General features: G+C 62.4%; 14 protein-coding genes. 6 read left to right on the top strand and 8 right to left on the bottom strand.

The annotated features are described in order from the left end of the window. Window positions 1–385 precede the first annotated feature (385 nt). Window positions 386–1,813 carry an arginine-ornithine antiporter gene (arcD, locus tag GV819_RS11125; RefSeq protein WP_161756121.1) on the top strand — a complete coding sequence of 476 codons (1,428 nt, stop codon included), beginning with the start codon at window positions 386–388 and terminating at the stop codon, window positions 1,811–1,813. Window positions 1,814–1,894: 81 nt separating this feature from the next. On the opposite strand, the gene GV819_RS11120 is transcribed toward arcD, so the two are convergent. From GV819_RS11120 to gap, 8 genes are all read right to left on the bottom strand, one after another. Continuing rightward, complete coding sequence (locus tag GV819_RS11120) at window positions 1,895–4,039, bottom strand: methyl-accepting chemotaxis protein (RefSeq protein ID WP_161756120.1); 2,145 nt, start codon at window positions 4,037–4,039, stop codon at window positions 1,895–1,897. A 171-nt stretch (window positions 4,040–4,210) separates the two neighbouring features. Next, window positions 4,211–4,627: a YbaN family protein gene (locus GV819_RS11115; RefSeq protein WP_161756119.1), complete on the bottom strand. Its 417-nt coding sequence runs from the start codon at window positions 4,625–4,627 to the stop codon at window positions 4,211–4,213. A gap of 119 nt (window positions 4,628–4,746) precedes the next feature. Then, complete coding sequence (locus tag GV819_RS11110; RefSeq protein ID WP_161756118.1) at window positions 4,747–5,355, bottom strand: biliverdin-producing heme oxygenase; 609 nt, start codon at window positions 5,353–5,355, stop codon at window positions 4,747–4,749. 112 nt (window positions 5,356–5,467) lie between these two features. Further along, the gene (locus GV819_RS11105; RefSeq protein WP_161756117.1) at window positions 5,468–8,086 is read right to left on the bottom strand and encodes a TonB-dependent receptor; all 2,619 of its coding nucleotides are present in this window, start codon (window positions 8,084–8,086) and stop codon (window positions 5,468–5,470) included. Window positions 8,087–8,207: 121 nt separating this feature from the next. Further along, a complete protein-coding gene (locus tag GV819_RS11100) occupies window positions 8,208–9,176 on the bottom strand; it encodes a FecR family protein (RefSeq protein ID WP_161756116.1) in 969 nt (322 codons plus the stop codon). A 113-nt stretch (window positions 9,177–9,289) separates the two neighbouring features. Beyond that, the gene (locus tag GV819_RS11095) at window positions 9,290–9,808 is read right to left on the bottom strand and encodes an RNA polymerase sigma factor (protein WP_161756115.1); all 519 of its coding nucleotides are present in this window, start codon (window positions 9,806–9,808) and stop codon (window positions 9,290–9,292) included. Window positions 9,809–9,883: 75 nt separating this feature from the next. Then, complete coding sequence (locus GV819_RS11090) at window positions 9,884–10,348, bottom strand: methylglyoxal synthase (RefSeq protein WP_161756114.1); 465 nt, start codon at window positions 10,346–10,348, stop codon at window positions 9,884–9,886. 14 nt (window positions 10,349–10,362) lie between these two features. Then, window positions 10,363–11,367: a type I glyceraldehyde-3-phosphate dehydrogenase gene (gene gap, locus GV819_RS11085; protein WP_161756113.1), complete on the bottom strand. Its 1,005-nt coding sequence runs from the start codon at window positions 11,365–11,367 to the stop codon at window positions 10,363–10,365. A gap of 223 nt (window positions 11,368–11,590) precedes the next feature. On the opposite strand from gap, the gene edd reads away from it, so the two are divergent. From edd to GV819_RS11060, 5 genes are all read left to right on the top strand, one after another. Then, entirely contained in the window at window positions 11,591–13,417 is a 1,827-nt protein-coding gene (gene edd / locus GV819_RS11080; RefSeq protein ID WP_161756112.1) for a phosphogluconate dehydratase, read from the top strand. Continuing rightward, window positions 13,414–14,370 (top strand): glucokinase, encoded by a 957-nt coding sequence (locus tag GV819_RS11075; RefSeq protein ID WP_161756111.1) that lies wholly within the window; start codon window positions 13,414–13,416, stop codon window positions 14,368–14,370. Before edd ends, GV819_RS11075 begins: the two co-directional genes overlap by 4 nt. 107 nt (window positions 14,371–14,477) lie before the next feature. After that, on the top strand, window positions 14,478–15,209 hold the full coding sequence (locus GV819_RS11070) for a response regulator (protein ID WP_161756110.1): 732 nt from the start codon (window positions 14,478–14,480) through the stop codon (window positions 15,207–15,209). Then, a complete protein-coding gene (locus GV819_RS11065; RefSeq protein WP_161756109.1) occupies window positions 15,199–16,668 on the top strand; it encodes an ATP-binding protein in 1,470 nt (489 codons plus the stop codon). The genes GV819_RS11070 and GV819_RS11065 overlap by 11 nt, the downstream gene beginning before the upstream one ends. A gap of 221 nt (window positions 16,669–16,889) precedes the next feature. Next, window positions 16,890–18,149 carry an AGE family epimerase/isomerase gene (locus GV819_RS11060; protein ID WP_161756108.1) on the top strand — a complete coding sequence of 420 codons (1,260 nt, stop codon included), beginning with the start codon at window positions 16,890–16,892 and terminating at the stop codon, window positions 18,147–18,149. Window positions 18,150–18,179 lie beyond the last annotated feature (30 nt).

The raw sequence follows: 18,179 nt of genomic DNA, 5'->3' as shown, positions 1-18,179 counted from the left end.
CAGATCAGTTCATTGCTACATTCCGTTGTGAATGAATGACTTAAGATTTATTGCGAGAGGTAGAATGCTGCCCCGAGAGGGCCATTCCAGAGGCGTTGCGATCTCCTTGTCAGTAGTGGTTCTCATTGACGACGCCGTTTGAAACTAGACCGTTTTCAAGAATGTGCAAACCCACGCGAGTGTTCAGTTAATTATTTGGTAGTGATGGCACTTAGTGCATGTTCCAAACAAAACAGTCGGTTATTCAGGGCCTTCTGGAGGGTGTCCAAAGACCTGATGCATAAATGATGAATAATTGACTGTTACTGTTAGACGTAAATTTGAAGAAGTTATTTAATTCCGTGTAGGTTTATCGCCAGATCGGCTCACTGATGCAGAGGTAGGGATGTCACAACCGGCGCAGAAGCTTCAACTCGGTGCACTGATTGCCCTGGTGGTGGGTTCCATGATTGGCGGAGGGATCTTCTCCTTGCCGCAAAACATGGCCGCCCGGGCCGATGCCGGGGCGGTGTTGATTGGCTGGGGGATCACTGCCATTGGCATGCTGACACTGGCCTTTGTTTTCCAGACCCTGGCCAACCGCAAGCCGGAGCTGGATTCCGGGGTCTATGCCTATGCCAAGGCCGGCTTTGGCGACTACATGGGTTTTTCCTCGGCCTGGGGCTACTGGATCAGTGCCTGGCTGGGCAACGTCGGCTACTTCGTCCTGCTGTTCAGCACCCTGGGTTACTTTTTCCCGGTGTTCGGCCAAGGCAACACCCCGGTGGCCATCGGCTGCGCCTCGTTGCTGCTCTGGGCGGTGCATTTCCTGGTGTTGCGCGGGATCAAGGAGGCGACCTTCATCAACCAATTGACCACGGTCGCGAAGATCGTGCCGCTGGTGATGTTCATCGTTATCGCCGCCGTGGCCTTCAAGGCGGACATCTTCACTCGTGATATCTGGGGCCGCAGTAATCCGAATTTTGGTGGGGTGATGGACCAGGTGCGCAACATGATGCTGGTCACGGTGTTCGTGTTCATTGGCATCGAGGGCGCCAGCGTCTACTCGGCCCGGGCGCAGAAGCGCGCGGACGTCGGGCGGGCCACGGTGATCGGCTTTCTCGGGGTGCTGGCGTTGCTGGTGCTGGTGAACGTGCTGTCCCTGGGGATCATGAGCCAGCCGGAACTGGCCAAGCTGCAGAACCCCTCCCTGGCGGCGGTGCTGGAACATATCGTTGGCCCCTGGGGCGCCTTGCTGATCAGCATCGGTCTGGCGGTTTCCCTATTGGGCGCCTTGCTGTCCTGGGCCTTGCTGTGCGCGGAAATCCTCTACGCCACTGCCCGGGACCGGACCATGCCGGCCTTCCTGAAGAAGGAAAACGTCAACCACGTGCCGGTCAATGCCTTGTGGCTGACCAACGTGATGATCCAGATATTCCTGCTGATCACCTTGTTTTCCGCCGGCACCTACACCAGCCTGATCTACCTGGCATCGTCGATGATCCTGGTGCCTTACCTGTGGTCGGCGGCCTATGCGGTGCTGCTCAGCGGCCGCGGGGAAACCTACGAGCAGGCGTCCCGGGAGCGGTTCAAGGACCTCTTGATTGCCGTCGTGGCCCTGAGCTACGCGATCTGGCTGCTGTACGCCGGCGGCTTGAAGTACTTGCTGTTGTCGGCCCTGCTCTACGCCCCCGGCGTGGTGTTGTTCGCCAAGGCCAAGCGTGAGCAGGGCGAACCGCTGTTCACCACGCTGGAGAAGCTGATCTTCACGGCGGTGATCATTGGCGCGTCGTTGGCGGCCTATGGCCTGTACAGCGGCTTGCTGGCGCTGTGAGTGACATGGCAAGCCAGCCCCTGCGGGTGTAGGAGCCGGCTTGCCGGCGAAAGCCGCCCCAGTGCACCCCCAGCACGAGCCTTACACCCGGAACTGGTCCATCAGTTTCATCTGCTGGGTGGCCAGGGCATTGAGCTGGCTGCTGACCTGAGCCGATTCGCTGGCTTGCTCGGTCAAGGTTTCGGTCACGCTGCGGATCGCCGAGACGTTGCGGTTGACCTCTTCGGCCACGGCGCTCTGTTGCTCCGCAGCGCTGGCGATCTGCAGGTTCATGTCGCTGATCACGGTGACCGCATCGCTGATCTTGCCCAGGGCCTGGACCGCTTGCTGGATCTGTCCGGCATTGTTTTGCGCCTGGCTCTGGCTGGCGTGCATGGTGGTCACCACAACGCGGGTGCCGGTCTGGATGCGTTCGATCACCACGCGGATCTCTTCCACCGAGTCCTGGGTACGCTTGGCCAGGTTGCGGACTTCATCGGCTACCACGGCGAAGCCGCGACCGCTTTCGCCGGCACGGGCCGCTTCGATGGCGGCGTTGAGGGCCAGCAGGTTGGTCTGTTCGGCAATGCTGCGGATCACTTCCAGCACCGAACCGATTTGCTCGCTGCTGACGGCCAGGGCCTCGACTTCGCCTACGGCCTTGCTGACTTCGTCGGCCAGCAGGCTGATGTCTTGGGTGCTGCGCTCGATGATGGTCATGCCCTCCTTGGCTGACTGGTCGGCGCCACGGGCCGCCTGGGCGGCGTTGGAGGCGCTGTTGGCAACGTCGTGGGCGGTGGCACTCATTTCGTTGGAGGCGGTGGCGACCTGGTCGATCTCGCGGAACTGCACCTGCATGCCTTCGCTGGTCTGACGGGCGATTTCCGAAGACTTGTCTGCGGTGCCGCGGGCCTCGATGATGCTCTGCTTGATTTGCGTGATGGTCGGTTGCAGCTTGTCGAGGAAGCGGTTGAACCAGCTGACCAGCTCGCCGAGTTCGTCTTTCTTGCTGTAGTTCAGGCGTTGGGTCAGGTCGCCGTCGCCGCTGGCGATGGCCTTGAGCATCTGTGCCACGCTGTTGATCGGCCGGGTCACGCCCGAGGCACTGAGCCAGATCAGCAGCAGGCCCAGCAGGCCGGCGCCGATGGCCACCAGCACGGTTTTCACGGTGCCACTGGTCTGGGCTTCATCCAGCAGGTTCTGCAGCTTTACCGAGTCCGCCAGCAGTGCCTGTTGCGGCAGGTCGATGGTCACGCCCCAGGGCTTGGCATCGGCAATCGGACTGAACGGGTAGACCGCACGGATCAAGTCGCCTTGTTGGAGGATTTTCGACTGGCTGCCAGCGAGCACTGCAAGGATGTCCTTGCCCTGGGTGCCGAGGGTTTCATTGATGTTCTTGCCGACCTGGCCGGCGTCAGCGCCGACGGCTGCCAGCAGGCCGCTGCCGGCGACGATCATCATGTGCCCGGCACCGCCGAACAGGTAGCGCTGGGATTCGCCGGCGGCGGCTTGCAGGGAGTCCAGGGCAATGTCGACGCCAATCACTCCGATCACTTTGCCGTCCACCAGCAATGGCAGGGAGATACTGGTCATCAGCACCTGTTTCTTGTCCTCGCCGATGGTGTCGGCATAGGGGTCGAGCAGGCAGATCCGGCGTGTGTCTCGGGGGCAGGTGTACCAGATGTTGTACGGAGTGCCGCTGAGGTTGAGGGTGGTCTTGGTCAGGTCCTCCTCGACCATCACGGTGTTCAGTTGCTGGCCACCGGAGCGGCTCCAGTAGGTGGCGAAGCGTCCGAGCTCATTGGAGACGCGGGCAGCGTCACTGGCGAACTCGCTGTCCTTGCCATCCAGGGCATTGGGTTCGTAGGCAAGCCAGATGCCGAGCACCTTGGGGTTGCGTTCGAAGGCGGTTTTCAGGCTGTGGTTGAGCTCTTCGCGCAGGGCCGAGGCATCCAGCCCGCGCTTGTTCGCCAGCTCCCGCAGATCGCGCACCTGGTCCGCCAGGGCGGTGATCACCAACTGGCTCTCGCCGAAGGTCTTCTGGATGCGCACGGCCTGGTCCGCAGCCTTGGCCTGCAGCAACTCCTCGACCCCGGCAGTCAGCATTCGCGTGCTGGAGGTGTTGACCAGCTGGTTGTTCTGCTGGCTCTGGTAGAGGTTCATGCCGACGATCAGTGCCACCACGCCCAACAGGCACAGTCCAGACAACAGTACGATTTTCAGGCGAATGGAGAGAGAGTCGAACATGGGGCGATCTCGCGAAAGGACGGATGGAAAGCGCGGAATCGGATGACTCCGCTCGCCAAGTCCATTCAGCGCTATGCCCGGAACATCGGCTTGGCCGGTCTTTGCGTGAGGTGTTGCCGACGAACGGTAGGTGTCGCTGGAAAAGACCCGCCTACGCCAGCCTGCCGGCTCCTACAGGGGTGGAGGGCAAGAGGCTTGTGGTAGAGCCTCGGGACGTGACCAGATCCACAGGTTGCCCAGGGTCATGCCGGCGATTGCGGCGTACATCGTCCAGTGGTGGTTGAGCAGGGTCAGCATCAAGCCGGCGCACAGCAGCATACTCACGGTGGCGCTGATCTTGGCCTTGCGGTTGATGATCCTGCCGTTGCGCCAGTTGCTCAGGATCGGGCCGAACAGGCGGTGGTTCTCCATCCAGGCACTGAGCCGAGGTGAGCTCTTGGTGGCGGCCCAGGCGGCCAGCAGGATGAATTCGGTGGTTGGCAGGCCGGGCACGACAATGGCGATCAGGCCTATGGCCAGGCTGACATAGGCCAGTACGCCGAACAGCAAGCGGGAAATTCTTGACGAGGAGGGAGGAGTGCGGGTCATGGCTTCGATGATGAGGTAACGCGCCTTATGGCTCAATCCGGAGTGCGGGCCGGCCGACAAAATACCGCTGCAGGCAGGGCGGCACTATACAGTGGCCAACCTGCCCGCAACTACGCCGGTCAGGCCGGTTGTGCTGCGCTGGAGTAAGCCTGTTCCAGCAGCACGGTGAAGCGGTTGAAGGCATCCAGGGCGCCTTTTTCTGCTGCGGCTTCTTCTTCGGCAGTGAACTCCAGACCGTCGAGGATGCGGGTGAAGGTTTTCCAGCCTTCGGCACGGCCACCGGCCGGCTCGCCCAGGTGACGGGCACCGAAGGTTTCGCTCATGCCCAGGTTCACGGCGCGCTTGATCAGGAACGCGGCACCGAGCTTGGAACCCTCGGAGACGAAGATCCAGCCCAGGGCTTGGGCCTTGCTCGGATTGCTGACTGCGCCCGTTACCGGTGCCGGGATGTCGGTTTCCAGATCGGCAAGGTCAGCCTTGGCCGCTTCGGCGCGGCAACGCTCGGCCAGGTCCGGGACGATCTTGATCAGTTCGGCATCGTTGTACAGGTCCACCAGTTCCGATTGGAACAGGTACTGGGCTACCACGAAGCGGGCGAAAGCACCTTGGGTTTCAAAAGGCGCGTGGGCCTTGACCAGAGCATCGAGCTTGGCATGCGGCTCATGGGTGATCTGGTTCAAACGCTGGGAACGCAGGTGATGACGCTGGGAGGAATCCTGAGAGGTCATGCAGATGTCCTTGAGAATGAGAGGCACTTAGTGACTAGACGAACAAGAAGACGCGACACAGTAAAAAATCCTCACTGCCCCGGATGAAAAAGAGCAGCGAGGAGCGGATGCATCAGATATCCCAGACCAGGTTGACCGAGAAGTTGCGACCCGGCTGGGTCAGGCGGTCGAGGTTGGCGGGTGCGGTCTGGCCAGCTTCACCGACGCTGTCGTAGCCGCGGACGTCGTCCCAGTTCCAGTATTTCTTGTCGGTCAGGTTGTACAGGCCAGCGTTGACGGTCAGGTCATCGGTGACCTTATAGAACCCGGTCAGGTCGAGGATGCCAAAGCCCGGCGTCTTGAACTGGCTGCTGGTGGCTCGGCCGTCCGGAGCCTTGAAGGTGCTGTCATCGACCCGGTCCTTGTGCTTGACCAGGGTCCAGCTCAGCAGCGCGCCATAGTTGTCCTGGTCGTAGCCCAGGCCGAACACGCCCTTGAGCGGGTTGACGCTGTTGATCGGCTCACCGTTGTCATTGTTGCGACCATAGGCGTAGGCCACCGACCCAATGCTGTACAGCCCTTGTGGAGCGCCAAAGGCGTCGAGGTTGAGGCGACCCTTGGCTTCGGCGCCCTTGATGGTGGCGTGCTTGATGTTGTTGCTCTGGATGACGGTCTGCAGAGCACCGGCGGTAATCGCGTCTTCGTTGATGAAGTCGCGGTATTGGTTGTAGAACACCGAGACGTCGAAATTACCCGCGTCGAAATTACCGCGCAACCCGGTTTCATAGCTCTTGCTTGTTTCCGGCTTGAGGTTGGAATTGGGCTCGACGATGTAGCCGGTGGCGATGTTTTCAAAGCGCCCGTAAAGCGCCTTGGCCGACGGCGTACGGAACCCTTCGGAGTATTGGCCGTAGCCGGTGTAGTGCTCGTCGAAGGCGTAGGTCAGGCCAAACTTGGGTGATACGCGGTGCCAGGTTTTCTTATCGTCGCTGACCGGGAAGGCGCCAGTGGGGTTGGCGACGTTGAGGAATTCCTGGGTCAGCTTCGGCTTGAGTTGGGTGTAGTCGTAGCGCAGGCCTGGGGTGAAGGTCCAGGCATTCCAACTGATCTGATCCTGGGCGAAGAGGCTGTAGGTGTTGATGGTCGGATCGGGGAAGTCGCTGGACTTCTTCACGCTGTCACTGGCGGTCGGGCTTGATGCACCGATGGCCGTACAGCCGGCTCCGACTGTCAGGCAAGTAGCGGTGCCGTAGCGCGAGCCGGTGACTTTCTGCTGCTTGAGGGTGGTGCCGTAGGTCAACTGGTGATCGGTTTTACCCAGGGCGAAAGCCTTTTCCAATTGTGCGTCGAACACCCATTGTTTTTCCTGGTACAGGGTCTGGCGTTCGCGCAGTACGTCGCGGGCAACCGGGGTGTAGATCGATACCGGGTTGTAGCGTTCGGAGGTGGTCTGGTCGGTCTTGGCGATCTGGTAGTTCAGGCTCCACTTGATCCGGTCCGCGATGGGAGCGTTCAGGGCGAAGCTGTTTTCCAGGCCAAAGCGTTCCCGGCTAATGGTGTCGTTGCCGACCCGAGAGCGGTACCAGTTCTGGCCTACGCCGTTGAGGAACAGGCCGCCGACGGCACTTTTCTGGTTGGTGTCGCGGTCGTCCTTGTACTTCTCATAGGTCAGGCCCAGGCGTGCGTCGTCTGCATAGTCCCAGCCGAGCTTGGCCAGGACGTTGGTGGTGCGGGCGTCTTCCGGGTTGGCCGCGGTGCGGTTGAGGCCGGTGCCGTTGTTGCTGCCATAGGATTCTGTTTCGTGGCCGTCGCGCTGGCTCAGGTGCAACAGGCCGTCGAACTCGCCGACCCGTCCGGCGAAGGTACCGGATTTCAGCCAGCTTTCGTCGGCCGAGCTGTAGCCGGTCTTCAGGCGTGCGCCGAAGTCCTGGCCAGGCTTGATGATGTCGTCGGCGTCCAGGGTGTAGTAGCTGACGGCGCCGCCGATGGCGCTGCTGCCGTAGAGCACCGAGGCCGGGCCGCGGAGGATTTCCACGCGCTTGACGATTTCCGGGTCGACGTAGTTGCGGTTGGTCTTGGCATAGGGACCGCTGAAGAAGTGGTCAGGCACTTCGACGCCATCCACCTGGGTCAGGATCCGGTCGCTGTCGATACCGCGGATGTTGTAGCCGCTGATACCCGCACGCTGGCCGGCACCGCCTACGGAAACACCGGGTTCGTAGCGCACCAGTTCCTTGATGGTGTTGACGTTCTGCCGGTCGAGTTCTTGCCGGGTATGCACGCTCACGGTGCTCGGTACCGAGCTGATGTCCTGCTCCTGGCGGGTGGCGCTGATGGTCACCTGCTGCAGGTTCACCACGTTCGCGCCGCTGCGTTTTTCCAGGACGATGTTGTTGTTGCCTAGCTTGCGGTAGTTCAGCCCGGTGCCGCTCAGCAGTCGATCCAGGGCCTTTTCGGGAGACAGTGAACCACGCGCTCCCGGGGAGGCGACGCCTGCACCCAGTTCGGCGGGCAGGCCGACTTGCCAGCCGGTGACCGCGGTGAAGGCATTGAGCGCCGAGACCAGCGGTTGCTGGGCAATGGCGAAGCTGTAGTTGCCCATGCGCTGGCTGGACGCTGCCGGGGCGTCGGCGGCCATGACGGGCGCGGCTTGAGTGCCGGCCAGCAGGATGGCTGCGGTGAGCAGCGACAAGGTGCATTGCTGCAGGCGGGCAGCGGGAACAGGGGATCGGCTGTTGAGGCGAGGGGACATCGAAAACGCTCCGGGTCGCACGAATCTTTTATAGGTGCAGATACGCATGCAAAATGCGAATCACTTGCATTGGCTATAACGAGACGTACGACCCATTGCGATCGCGTAAAAATAATTATTCTCAGTTGAGAATCACCAGCGCTGGGAACTCCGACAACCGCGCCGAGGTGATATGGGCCAGCGAGCGCAGCACGTCCAGAGGCTGGTCCAGGCGGTAGTTGCCGGTCACTGCGACGTTCGCCAGTTGTTGGTTGCTGTTGATGATCCAGCCTGGGTAATAGCGCCGCAGCTCCGCCAGGACCTGGCTGAGAGGGCAGTTCTCGAATACCAGGCGGCCCTCGACCCAGGCCAGGTCCTTGCCGGCATCGAGCTTGGCTCGCTGGTCGAAGCCTTTGGGGCCAACGCGAATGCTCTCTCCGGCGCTCAGGCGAATGCGCTGGTCGGCATGGGTTGCCCGCAGGTCGATGTCACCGCGCTGTACCTGGATCTGAGCGATGCCATCCAGATATCGCACGGCAAATACCGTATCGCGCACGCTGGCCCGCACCGGACCGGCGTCCAGCTCCAGGGGTAGCCCGCGGCTGGCCGGGATCTCGAAGAAGGCTTCGCCCTGGTACAGCCGGGCCACGCGCTGGTGATCGTCGATATCGCTGGAAAATGCCGAATTGGTGTTGAGCAGTACTTTCGAGCCGTCTTCCAGCTGCAGGCGCTGGCGTTCGCCCACCAGGGTCAGGTGATCGGCCTGCAGGCGCAGAGGCAGGTTGCTGAAGCTGAACAGCCCGAGCACCAGTACTGCAGCGGTCGCCAGGGGTTTCCAATGGGGCCGCAAGCGGGCCAGGCGCGAGACTTTCGCTGGGGCGGCCAGAGCCTGGGCGCATTGCGCCACTTGCGGGCCGTTCCAGAGGGCCTGGGCCTTTTCGAAGGCCTGGGCGTTGAGCGGTGAGGCGGCCAGCCACTGATGGAATTGGCGCACTTGCTCTTGGGTCGGATGTTCCAGCTCGATCAGCCAATCCAGCGCCTGATCCATGGCAAGGTTGCTTGAGTGCGGGCCGGCAGGGGTAGGCGGCTCGGCGCTGTGAAAATCCGTCACGGGTGTTCCTCGGCTGCGTCTGTGCGCAACTGTTTTTTCAAGAGAGAGCGAAAGCCGGCCAAGGTTAACAAAGGCCCGGGGCTGACGCAGTCATTCTGCTCGGCAGTTGAGACTCACTGATCGTCCAGGCGTTCGGCGACGCCGATGCAGATGGCCATGATCAGTTTCAATTCCTTTTGCACCGTGCTCAGGGACACGCCCAATTCTTCGGCGATTTCCTGGTAGCTGTGGCCGTGCAGACGGCTGAGGATGAAAATCTGCTGCTGACGTGCACTGAGCTGGCCAAGGCTGACGTTCAGGCGTTCGAGCAATTGTTCGGCATGGGCGGCGTCTTCGGCGCTGCTGACGGGCGCGGCGACGTTCTCCACCACCTCTGCGGGCACATCTTCGAGCAGGGTCCGGCCCTGGATGCGCCGGGCACGCAGATGGTCCAGCGCGAGGTTGCGAGCGGTCTGGAAGACAAAGGGTTCAAGATGAGTGATCGGGCGCTCACCGAGGGCGCGGGTCACGCGCAGGTAGGTTTCCTGCAACAGGTCTTCGGCGGTGCTGTGGTTATTGACCATCCGCTCCAGCGTTCGCAGCAGAGAAATACGTTGGGTGAGGAAGACGTGATTGAAGTGCGATTGACTCACAGCAAGGCCTGATCCAATTTTGTGCAGTAGATGATAATGATTGTCATCTACGTCTTTGGTCAAGCCTTGTGTGAATTATCCTCTGCCAGCCAGGTATGCCTGGTAGTCAGGAATCCGGTGTTCGTGGGCTTGATTCATCAGCGGGCTGCTGAGCAGGTAGTCGGCACTGCACTCGTTGCAGGCCACCGGAATATTCCACACCGCTGCTACGCGCAGCAGCGCCTTGATATCCGGATCGTGGGGTTGGGGTTCGAAGGGGTCCCAGAAGAACACCAGCAAATCGACCTTTTGCTCGGCAATCTGTGCGCCCAACTGTTGATCGCCCCCCAGCGGGCCGCTGATCATGCTTTCCACCGGCAGCCCGAGGCGTTTGTTCAGCAGCAATCCGGTGGTGCCGGTGGCTACCAGTTGATGTTCGGCCAGGCGGGTTTTTTGGCGTTCGGCCCATTCCAGGAGAAAGGCCTTGCAGTGATCGTGAGCGACCAGGGCGATGCGCTTGCGCGCCGCCATGGTCTTTTGCGTGAAGCTGATACCGATCATCGACGAGTACCCGCTTACTCCGCGTTGCACAGGGCCAGGCAGTTATCCAGCATGCGGTTGGAGAAACCCCACTCGTTGTCGTACCAGGCCAGGACCTTGAGCAGGCGGCCGCCGCTGACCTTGGTGTGGTTGGCGTCGAAGATCGATGACAGCGGGTTGTGGTTGAAGTCGCTGGAGACCAGCGGCAGGGTGTTGCAACCGAGGACCTTGGAGTGCTGGCTGGCGCTCTTGAACAGGGCATTGACCTCTTCGGCGGTGGTGTCGCGCTTGAGGGTCACGGTCAGGTCCACCAGGGAGACGTTGATCACCGGCACCCGTACCGCCATGCCCGTCAACTTGCCTGCCAGTTCCGGCAGCACCAGGCCCACGGCTTCCGCGGCGCCGGTCTTGCTCGGGATCATGTTCTGGGTGCCCGAGCGGGCGCGGTAGGGGTCGGTGTGATAGACGTCGGTGAGGTTCTGGTCGTTGGTGTAGGCGTGGATAGTGGTCATCAGGCCGTTGTCGATGCCCAGTTCACGGTGCAGCACCTGGGCCACCGGGGCCAGGCAGTTGGTGGTGCAAGAGGCGCTGGAGATGATCTGGTGCGACTGGCGCAGAATATCGTGGTTGACCCCATAGACCACTGTGGCGTCGGCGCCTTTGGCCGGGGCCGAGATGATCACTTTGCGGGCGCCGGCAGTAAGATGGGCGGCAGCCTTGGTGCGGTCGGTGAACAGGCCGGTGCATTCGAAGACCACGTCGATCTTTTCCGCAGCCCAGGGCAGTTCGGCCGGGTTGCGGATGGCGCTGACGGCGATGCGGTCGCCATTCACGGTCAGGCTTTCCTGATCGTGCTCGATGTGTGCATCGAAGGTGCCGTGGACGGTGTCGTACTTCAGCAGGTGGGCATTGATCGCGCTGTCTCCCAGATCGTTGATGGCGACGATCTGCAAATCTTGACGATAGCCTTGGGTATAAAGTGCGCGCAGGACGTTACGGCCAATACGGCCAAAACCATTGATTGCGATTCGAAGAGTCATGTGCAAACGCCTGTCGTTGAATTTGTTGTTGGAATTACAAGATTATTCGCATAGAAATAGAAAACAAGCCTTTTTAGTGGCAATATTTTGTTTTATCTACAACGAGTGACCTGAATCAACTGGTCCAAATGGTCAGAAATTTCCTCCATTCTCCCTGAGCGGCGGTGCTTCTGATCAGCATAGACAAACAGGTCGCCACATCCGTTAGCCTGGAGTTCTACACATGCATCCCCGCGTTCTTGAGGTCACCGAACGGCTTATCGCCCGCAGTCGCGCCACTCGCCAGGCCTATCTCGCTTTGATCCGGGGTGCCGCCAGCGACGGCCCGCAGCGGGGCAAGCTGCAGTGTGCAAACTTCGCCCACGGCGTGGCCGGTTGCGGGGCCGACGATAAGCACAACCTGCGGATGATGAATGCGGCCAACGTGGCAATTGTTTCGTCATATAACGACATGTTGTCCGCCCACCAGCCGTACGAGCACTTTCCAGAACAGATCAAGAAGGCCCTGCGCGAGATCGGTTCGGTGGGCCAGTTCGCTGGCGGCACCCCGGCCATGTGCGACGGCGTGACCCAGGGCGAGGCCGGCATGGAGCTGAGCCTGCCGAGCCGCGAGGTGATCGCACTGTCCACCGCTGTGGCGCTGTCGCACAACATGTTCGATGCCGCGCTGATGCTGGGAATCTGCGACAAGATCGTTCCGGGCCTGATGATGGGCGCCTTGCGCTTCGGTCATCTGCCGACCATTTTCGTCCCGGGCGGGCCGATGGTCTCGGGGATTTCCAACAAGCAGAAAGCCGATGTGCGCCAGCGCTATGCCGAAGGCAAGGCCAGCCGCGAGGAGTTGCTGGAGTCGGAAATGAACTCCTACCACAGCCCGGGCACCTGCACCTTCTACGGCACTGCCAACACTAACCAGCTGCTGATGGAAGTCATGGGCCTGCACCTGCCGGGGGCCTCTTTCGTTAACCCGAACACGCCGTTGCGTGACGCCCTGACCCATGAAGCGGCGCAGCAGGTCACCCGCCTGACCAAGCAGAGCGGCAATTTCATGCCGCTTGGTGAAATCGTCGACGAACGCGTCCTGGTCAACTCCATCGTTGCCTTGCACGCCACCGGCGGTTCCACCAATCACACCCTGCACATGCCGGCCATTGCCCAGGCCGCGGGCATCCAGTTGACCTGGCAGGACATGGCCGACCTTTCCGAAGTGGTGCCGACCCTGTCCCACGTCTATCCCAACGGCAAGGCCGACATCAACCACTTCCAGGCAGCAGGGGGCATGTCGTTCCTGATCCGCGAACTGCTGGAAGCCGGCCTGCTGCATGAAGACGTCAACACTGTGGCCGGTCGCGGCTTGAGCCGCTACACCCAGGAACCGTTCCTCGACAACGGCAAGCTGGTGTGGCGCGACGGCCCGATCGAAAGCCTCGACGAAAACATCCTGCGGCCAGTGGCCCGGGCCTTCTCGCCGGAAGGCGGGCTGCGGGTCATGGAGGGCAACCTGGGGCGCGGCGTGATGAAGGTTTCCGCCGTGGCCCCGGAGCACCAGATTGTCGAAGCCCCAGCTGTGGTGTTCCAGGACCAGCAGGACCTGGCCGACGCGTTCAAGGCCGGCCTGCTGGAGAAGGACTTCGTCGCGGTGATGCGCTTCCAGGGCCCGCGTTCCAACGGCATGCCCGAACTGCACAAGATGACCCCGTTCCTCGGCGTGTTGCAGGACCGTGGCTTCAAGGTGGCGCTGGTCACCGACGGACGCATGTCCGGTGCCTCGGGCAAGATCCCGGCGGCCATCCATGTCAGCCCCGAGGCCCAGGTGGGAGGCGCCCTGGCCCGGGTGTTGGACGGCGACATCATTCGCGTGGATGGCGTCAAGGGCACCCTTGAGCTTAAGGTGGACGCCGCAGAATTCGCGGCCCGCGAGCCGGCCAAGGGCCTGTTGGGCAACAACGTCGGCACCGGCCGCGAACTCTTCGCTTTCATGCGCATGGCCTTCAGCTCGGCAGAGCAGGGCGCCAGCGCCTTTACCTCTGCTCTGGAGACGCTTAATTGAAACTGGCCCTGGTCGGTGACATCGGTGGTACCAACGCGCGGTTCGCGTTGTGGAAGGACCAACAACTGGACGCGGTCCAGGTCCACGCCACGGCGGACTATCGCTGCCCGGAAGACGCCATCAAGGCGTACCTGCAGGAGCAGGGCCTGGCCCTGGGTGACATCGGCTCGGTGTGTCTGTCGGTGGCCGGTCCGGTCAGCGGCGACGAGTTTCGTTTCACCAACAACCACTGGCGCCTGAGCCGCCAGGCCTTCTGTCAGGCCTTGCAAGTGGAGCAGTTGCTGCTGGTCAACGACTTCTCGGCGATGGCCCTGGGCATGACCCGCCTGCAACCCGACGAGTACCGCGTGGTCTGTGAGGGCGTTGCCGAGCCCTTGCGCCCGGCGGTGGTGATCGGCCCGGGTACCGGCCTGGGAGTGGGCACCTTGCTGAATTTCGGTGATGGCCGCTACATGGCCTTGCCGGGGGAGGGTGGCCATGTCGACCTGCCCTTGAGCAGCCCGCGGGAAACCCAGCTGTGGCAGCACATCCACGACGAGATCGGCCATGTCAGCGCCGAGACCGCCCTCAGCGGTGGCGGCCTGCCCCGGGTGTACCGGGCGATTTGCGCGCTGGACGGCCATGAACCACGCCTCGATACCCCGGAAGCCATCACCGCTGCCGGGCTGGCCGGCGACCCGATTGCCCGCGAAGTGCTGGAGCAGTTCAGCTGCTGGCTGGGGCGAGTGGCGGGCAACAATGTGCTGACCACTGGCGCTCGGGGCGGGGTGTATATCGTCGGCGGGGTGATTCCCCGTTTCGCCGACTTCTTCATCCACAGCGGCTTCGCCAAGAGCTTTGCCGACAAGGGTTGCATGAGCGATTACTTCAAGGGCATCCCGGTGTGGCTGGTGACCGCGCCCTATTCCGGGCTGACCGGTGCCGGCGTGGCCCTGGAGCAGGCCCAGGGTTGACGCCTGGCAGCCAGCTGTAGGAGCCGGCTTGCCGGCGAAGAGGCCGTAACAGGCCTGCCACCATCAGGCATAATCGCGCTCCCTGCCTAACAATAAGGACCGCCCCGGTGAGTTCAGTCAGTAAGTCGATTTTGTTGGTTGACGACGATCAGGAAATTCGCGAGCTGCTGGAAACCTACCTCAGCCGCTGCGGTTTCCAGGTGCGCACTACGGCTGACGGCGCCGGCTTTCGCCAGGCCTTGAATGACGCGCCCAGCGACCTGGTGATCCTCGACGTGATGCTGCCTGACGAAGACGGCTTCAGCCTGTGCCGCTGGATCCGCCAGCACGCCAAGCGCAGCCAGGTGCCGATCATCATGCTCACCGCCAGCTCCGACGAAGCCGACCGGGTCATCGGTCTGGAGCTGGGCGCCGACGACTACCTGGGCAAGCCCTTCAGCCCCCGTGAACTGCAGGCGCGGATCAAGGCCCTGCTGCGCCGCGCCCAGTTCGCTCAAGAGCGGATTGCCGGTGAAGTGCTGTGCTTCGACGAATGGCGCCTGGATGTGATCAGTCACCGACTGTTCCACAACGACGGCGAGGAAGTGATTCTCTCCGGCGCCGATTTCGCCCTGCTCAAGCTGTTTCTCGATCACCCCCAGGAAATCCTCGATCGCGACACCATCGGCAATGCCACCCGCGGCCGCGACTTGATGCCCCTGGACCGCATCGTCGACATGGCGGTGAGCCGCCTGCGTCAGCGCCTGCGAGACACGGAAAAACCGCCGCGGCTGATCCGTACCGTGCGCGGCAGCGGTTATCAATTGGCAGCCAATGTGGTTGCCGGCAATGGCCACTGAGGCGTTGCGCAGAGTGCTTCGGCGCCTGCCGGTGCCTCGCTCGCTGCTGGGGCGGATGCTGCTCCTGACTCTGCTGGCGGTGCTGTTCGCCCAGGCCCTGTCCAGCGTGATCTGGGTTTCGCAGTTGCGTGCCACCCAGCTCGAAGGGCTGGTGACCAGTGCCCGCAGCCTGGCCCATTCGATGACTGCCAGCGTCAGTTACCTGCGTTCGTTGCCGGTGGCCTATCGGCCTCTGGTGCTGGACCAGTTGCGCAGCATGGGCGGTACCCGGTTTGTCGTGACCCTCAATGACAAGCCCCTGGGCATGCAGGTGCTGCCGGCCACCCCGCGCAAAGAGGCGGTGCTGCAAGCGGTGGAGCAGGTGCTGCGCCAATCCTTGGGCAACGACGCGGATATTTCCGTGACCTTTGTCAGCCCCGACGACCTGCGGATCTTCAATGGCGGCCTCAAGCTCGACGAGTTGCCGCGTTCCTGGGCCCATTACGCCCTGACCCTGGAACCGGTGAACCCACCGGTGCTGGTGACCCAGATCCAGATGGCCCCGGGGGAATGGCTGTACATCGCCTCGCTGCTGCCCGAGCCCTACACCAGCCTCGAAGAACAGGGCCTGCCGGCTCAGCAGGTGTGGTTCATCTTGCTCACCAGCGGCTTCCTGCTGCTGTTCATTGGCCTGCTGGTGCACTGGCAGAGCCGGCCCCTCAAGCGCCTGGCCCGGGCCGCGCGGGACATGTCCCTGGGCGCCGATGTCGAGCCGGTGGCGGAGGGCGGTGGCAGTGAAGTGGTGGAAGTCGGCCGGGCCTTCAACAGCATGCGTGAGCGCATCAGCCGCTACCTGACCGAACGCAGCCAACTGTTCAGCGCCATCTCCCATGACCTGCGCACCCCCATCACCCGTCTGCGCCTGCGGGTCGAATTACTGGAGGACGAGCAACTGCAAGCCAAGTTCGGCCGCGACCTGGATGAACTGGAACTGCTGGTCAAAGGCGCACTGCAATGCGTCAAGGACACCGATATCCACGAGAACATCGAACCGGTGGACCTCAATCAGGTACTCGACTGCCTGGTGGAGCCTTACCTGGCGCCCCAGGGTAATGGCCGGGTGACCCAGCAGGGCCGGGCGCTGGCCAGCTACCCGGGCAAGCCCCTGGCGCTCAAGCGCTGCATGGGTAACCTGATCGACAACGCCCTGAAGTACGGGCAGAACGCCCATCTGCACATCGAAGACGACGATAGCGGCTTTGTCCTGCACGTGGATGACGAAGGCCCGGGTGTACCGGAGCAGCGCCTGGAACAGGTGTTCGAGCCGCACTTCCGCCTGGCTGGGCAGCAGCAGGGTTATGGCTTGGGCCTGGGCATCGCGCGCAACATCGCCCATAGCCATGGCGGCGAAGTCAGCCTACAGAACCTGCGCGAAGGCGGCTTGCGGGTGACCCTGTACCTGCCTCGGACCTTCGACTGAACGGTCGTCCGTGTCGGCGCTGACTTGCGTAGGAGCTGGCTTGCCAGCGAAGGCGTCCTCAAAGGCACTACAAGGCTCAAGGGCCTCTTCGCCGGTAAGCCGGCTCCTACGGGGTGGTGGAATGTCACCGGTCAGTGACATTGTGCTGGTCCTTCGTTACCTGCGGTTGCGCATGGCTTGATTAGACTCAAGCCTTCGATAAAAACAACAACAGGTCACCCATGGACGCTCTTTCCCTGCCATTCAGTAGCTGGCTGAATGCACCTGCACATCAGGCCTGGCTTGCCGCCGAAGGCCTGCGCCTGCTGGATTTTGCCAAGGCCTCACGGCTCGCCGAAGGCTTCGGTAACCTCGATGCCCAGGGTCGCCTGTCCGCTGGCGCCCAGGCCGAAAGCATGAACACCGCGCGCCTGACCCACAGCTTTGCCATGGCTCACATCCAGGGCCTGCCGGGTTATGCCGGGCTGGTGGACCACGGTATCGCCGCGCTCATGGGCCCGTTGCGCGATGCCGAGCACGGCGGCTGGTTTGCCGTGGCAGGGCAGGCGGATGGCAACAGCATCAAGGCTGCCTATCTGCATGCCTTTGTCGCCCTGGCCGCCAGCTCCGCGGTGGTGGCGCGGCGGCCCGGGGCCGAGACCTTGCTCGCGGAAGCGATCCGGGTCATTGACGGGCATTTCTGGAGCGAAGAGGAGGGCGCCATGGGCGAGTCCTTCAACCGCGACTGGAGCGAACAGGAAGCCTATCGCGGCGCCAACAGCAACATGCACGCCACCGAGGCCTTTCTCGCCCTGGCCGATGTCACCCAGGACCCGCGCTGGCTCAATCGGGCGCTGCGCATCGTCGAGCGGGTGATCCATCAGCATGCCGCTGCCAATGACTTCATGGTGATCGAGCATTTCGATCCGTTCTGGCAGCCTTTGCCGGACTACAACCAGGCCTTTCCCGCCGACGGTTTCCGGCCCTTCGGCACTACGCCGGGCCACGGTTTTGAATGGGCGCGCTTGCTGCTGCACTTGGAAGCGTCGCGGGTTCAGGCCGGCATGCTGACTCCGGGGTGGCTGGTGCTGGATGCGCAACGGTTGTTCGAGAACAACTGTCGCAACGGCTGGGACGTGGACGGCGCCCCGGGCATTGTCTACACCCTGGACTGGGACAACCGGCCGGTGGTTCGCCAGCGCCTGCACTGGACTCACGCCGAGGCCAGCGCTGCCGCCAGTGCCTTGCTCAGGCGCACCGGCCAGGAGCAGTACGAGACCTGGTACCGGCGTTTCTGGGAGTTCTGTGAAGCACATTTCATCGATCGCCAACAGGGCAGCTGGCATCACGAGCTGGGCAGTGACAACCGCCCGGCTGCCGAGATCTGGGGCGGCAAGCCGGACCTCTATCACACCTGGCAAGCCGTACTGATTCCCCGTCTGCCCCTGGCACCGAGCATCGCCTCGGCTTTGGCCCAAGCGTCTGTTCCGGGCCTTGTGTAACCATGTCGTGACATTTCACCGTCGCTTCGT

Origin of the sequence: Pseudomonas sp. Fl5BN2 (assembly GCF_009908205.1) — a bacterium.
In the GTDB taxonomy this organism is placed as follows: domain Bacteria; phylum Pseudomonadota; class Gammaproteobacteria; order Pseudomonadales; family Pseudomonadaceae; genus Aquipseudomonas.
The sequence above is the reverse complement of the archived record's forward strand: the minus strand, read 5'-3'. Positions and strand labels throughout refer to the sequence as shown.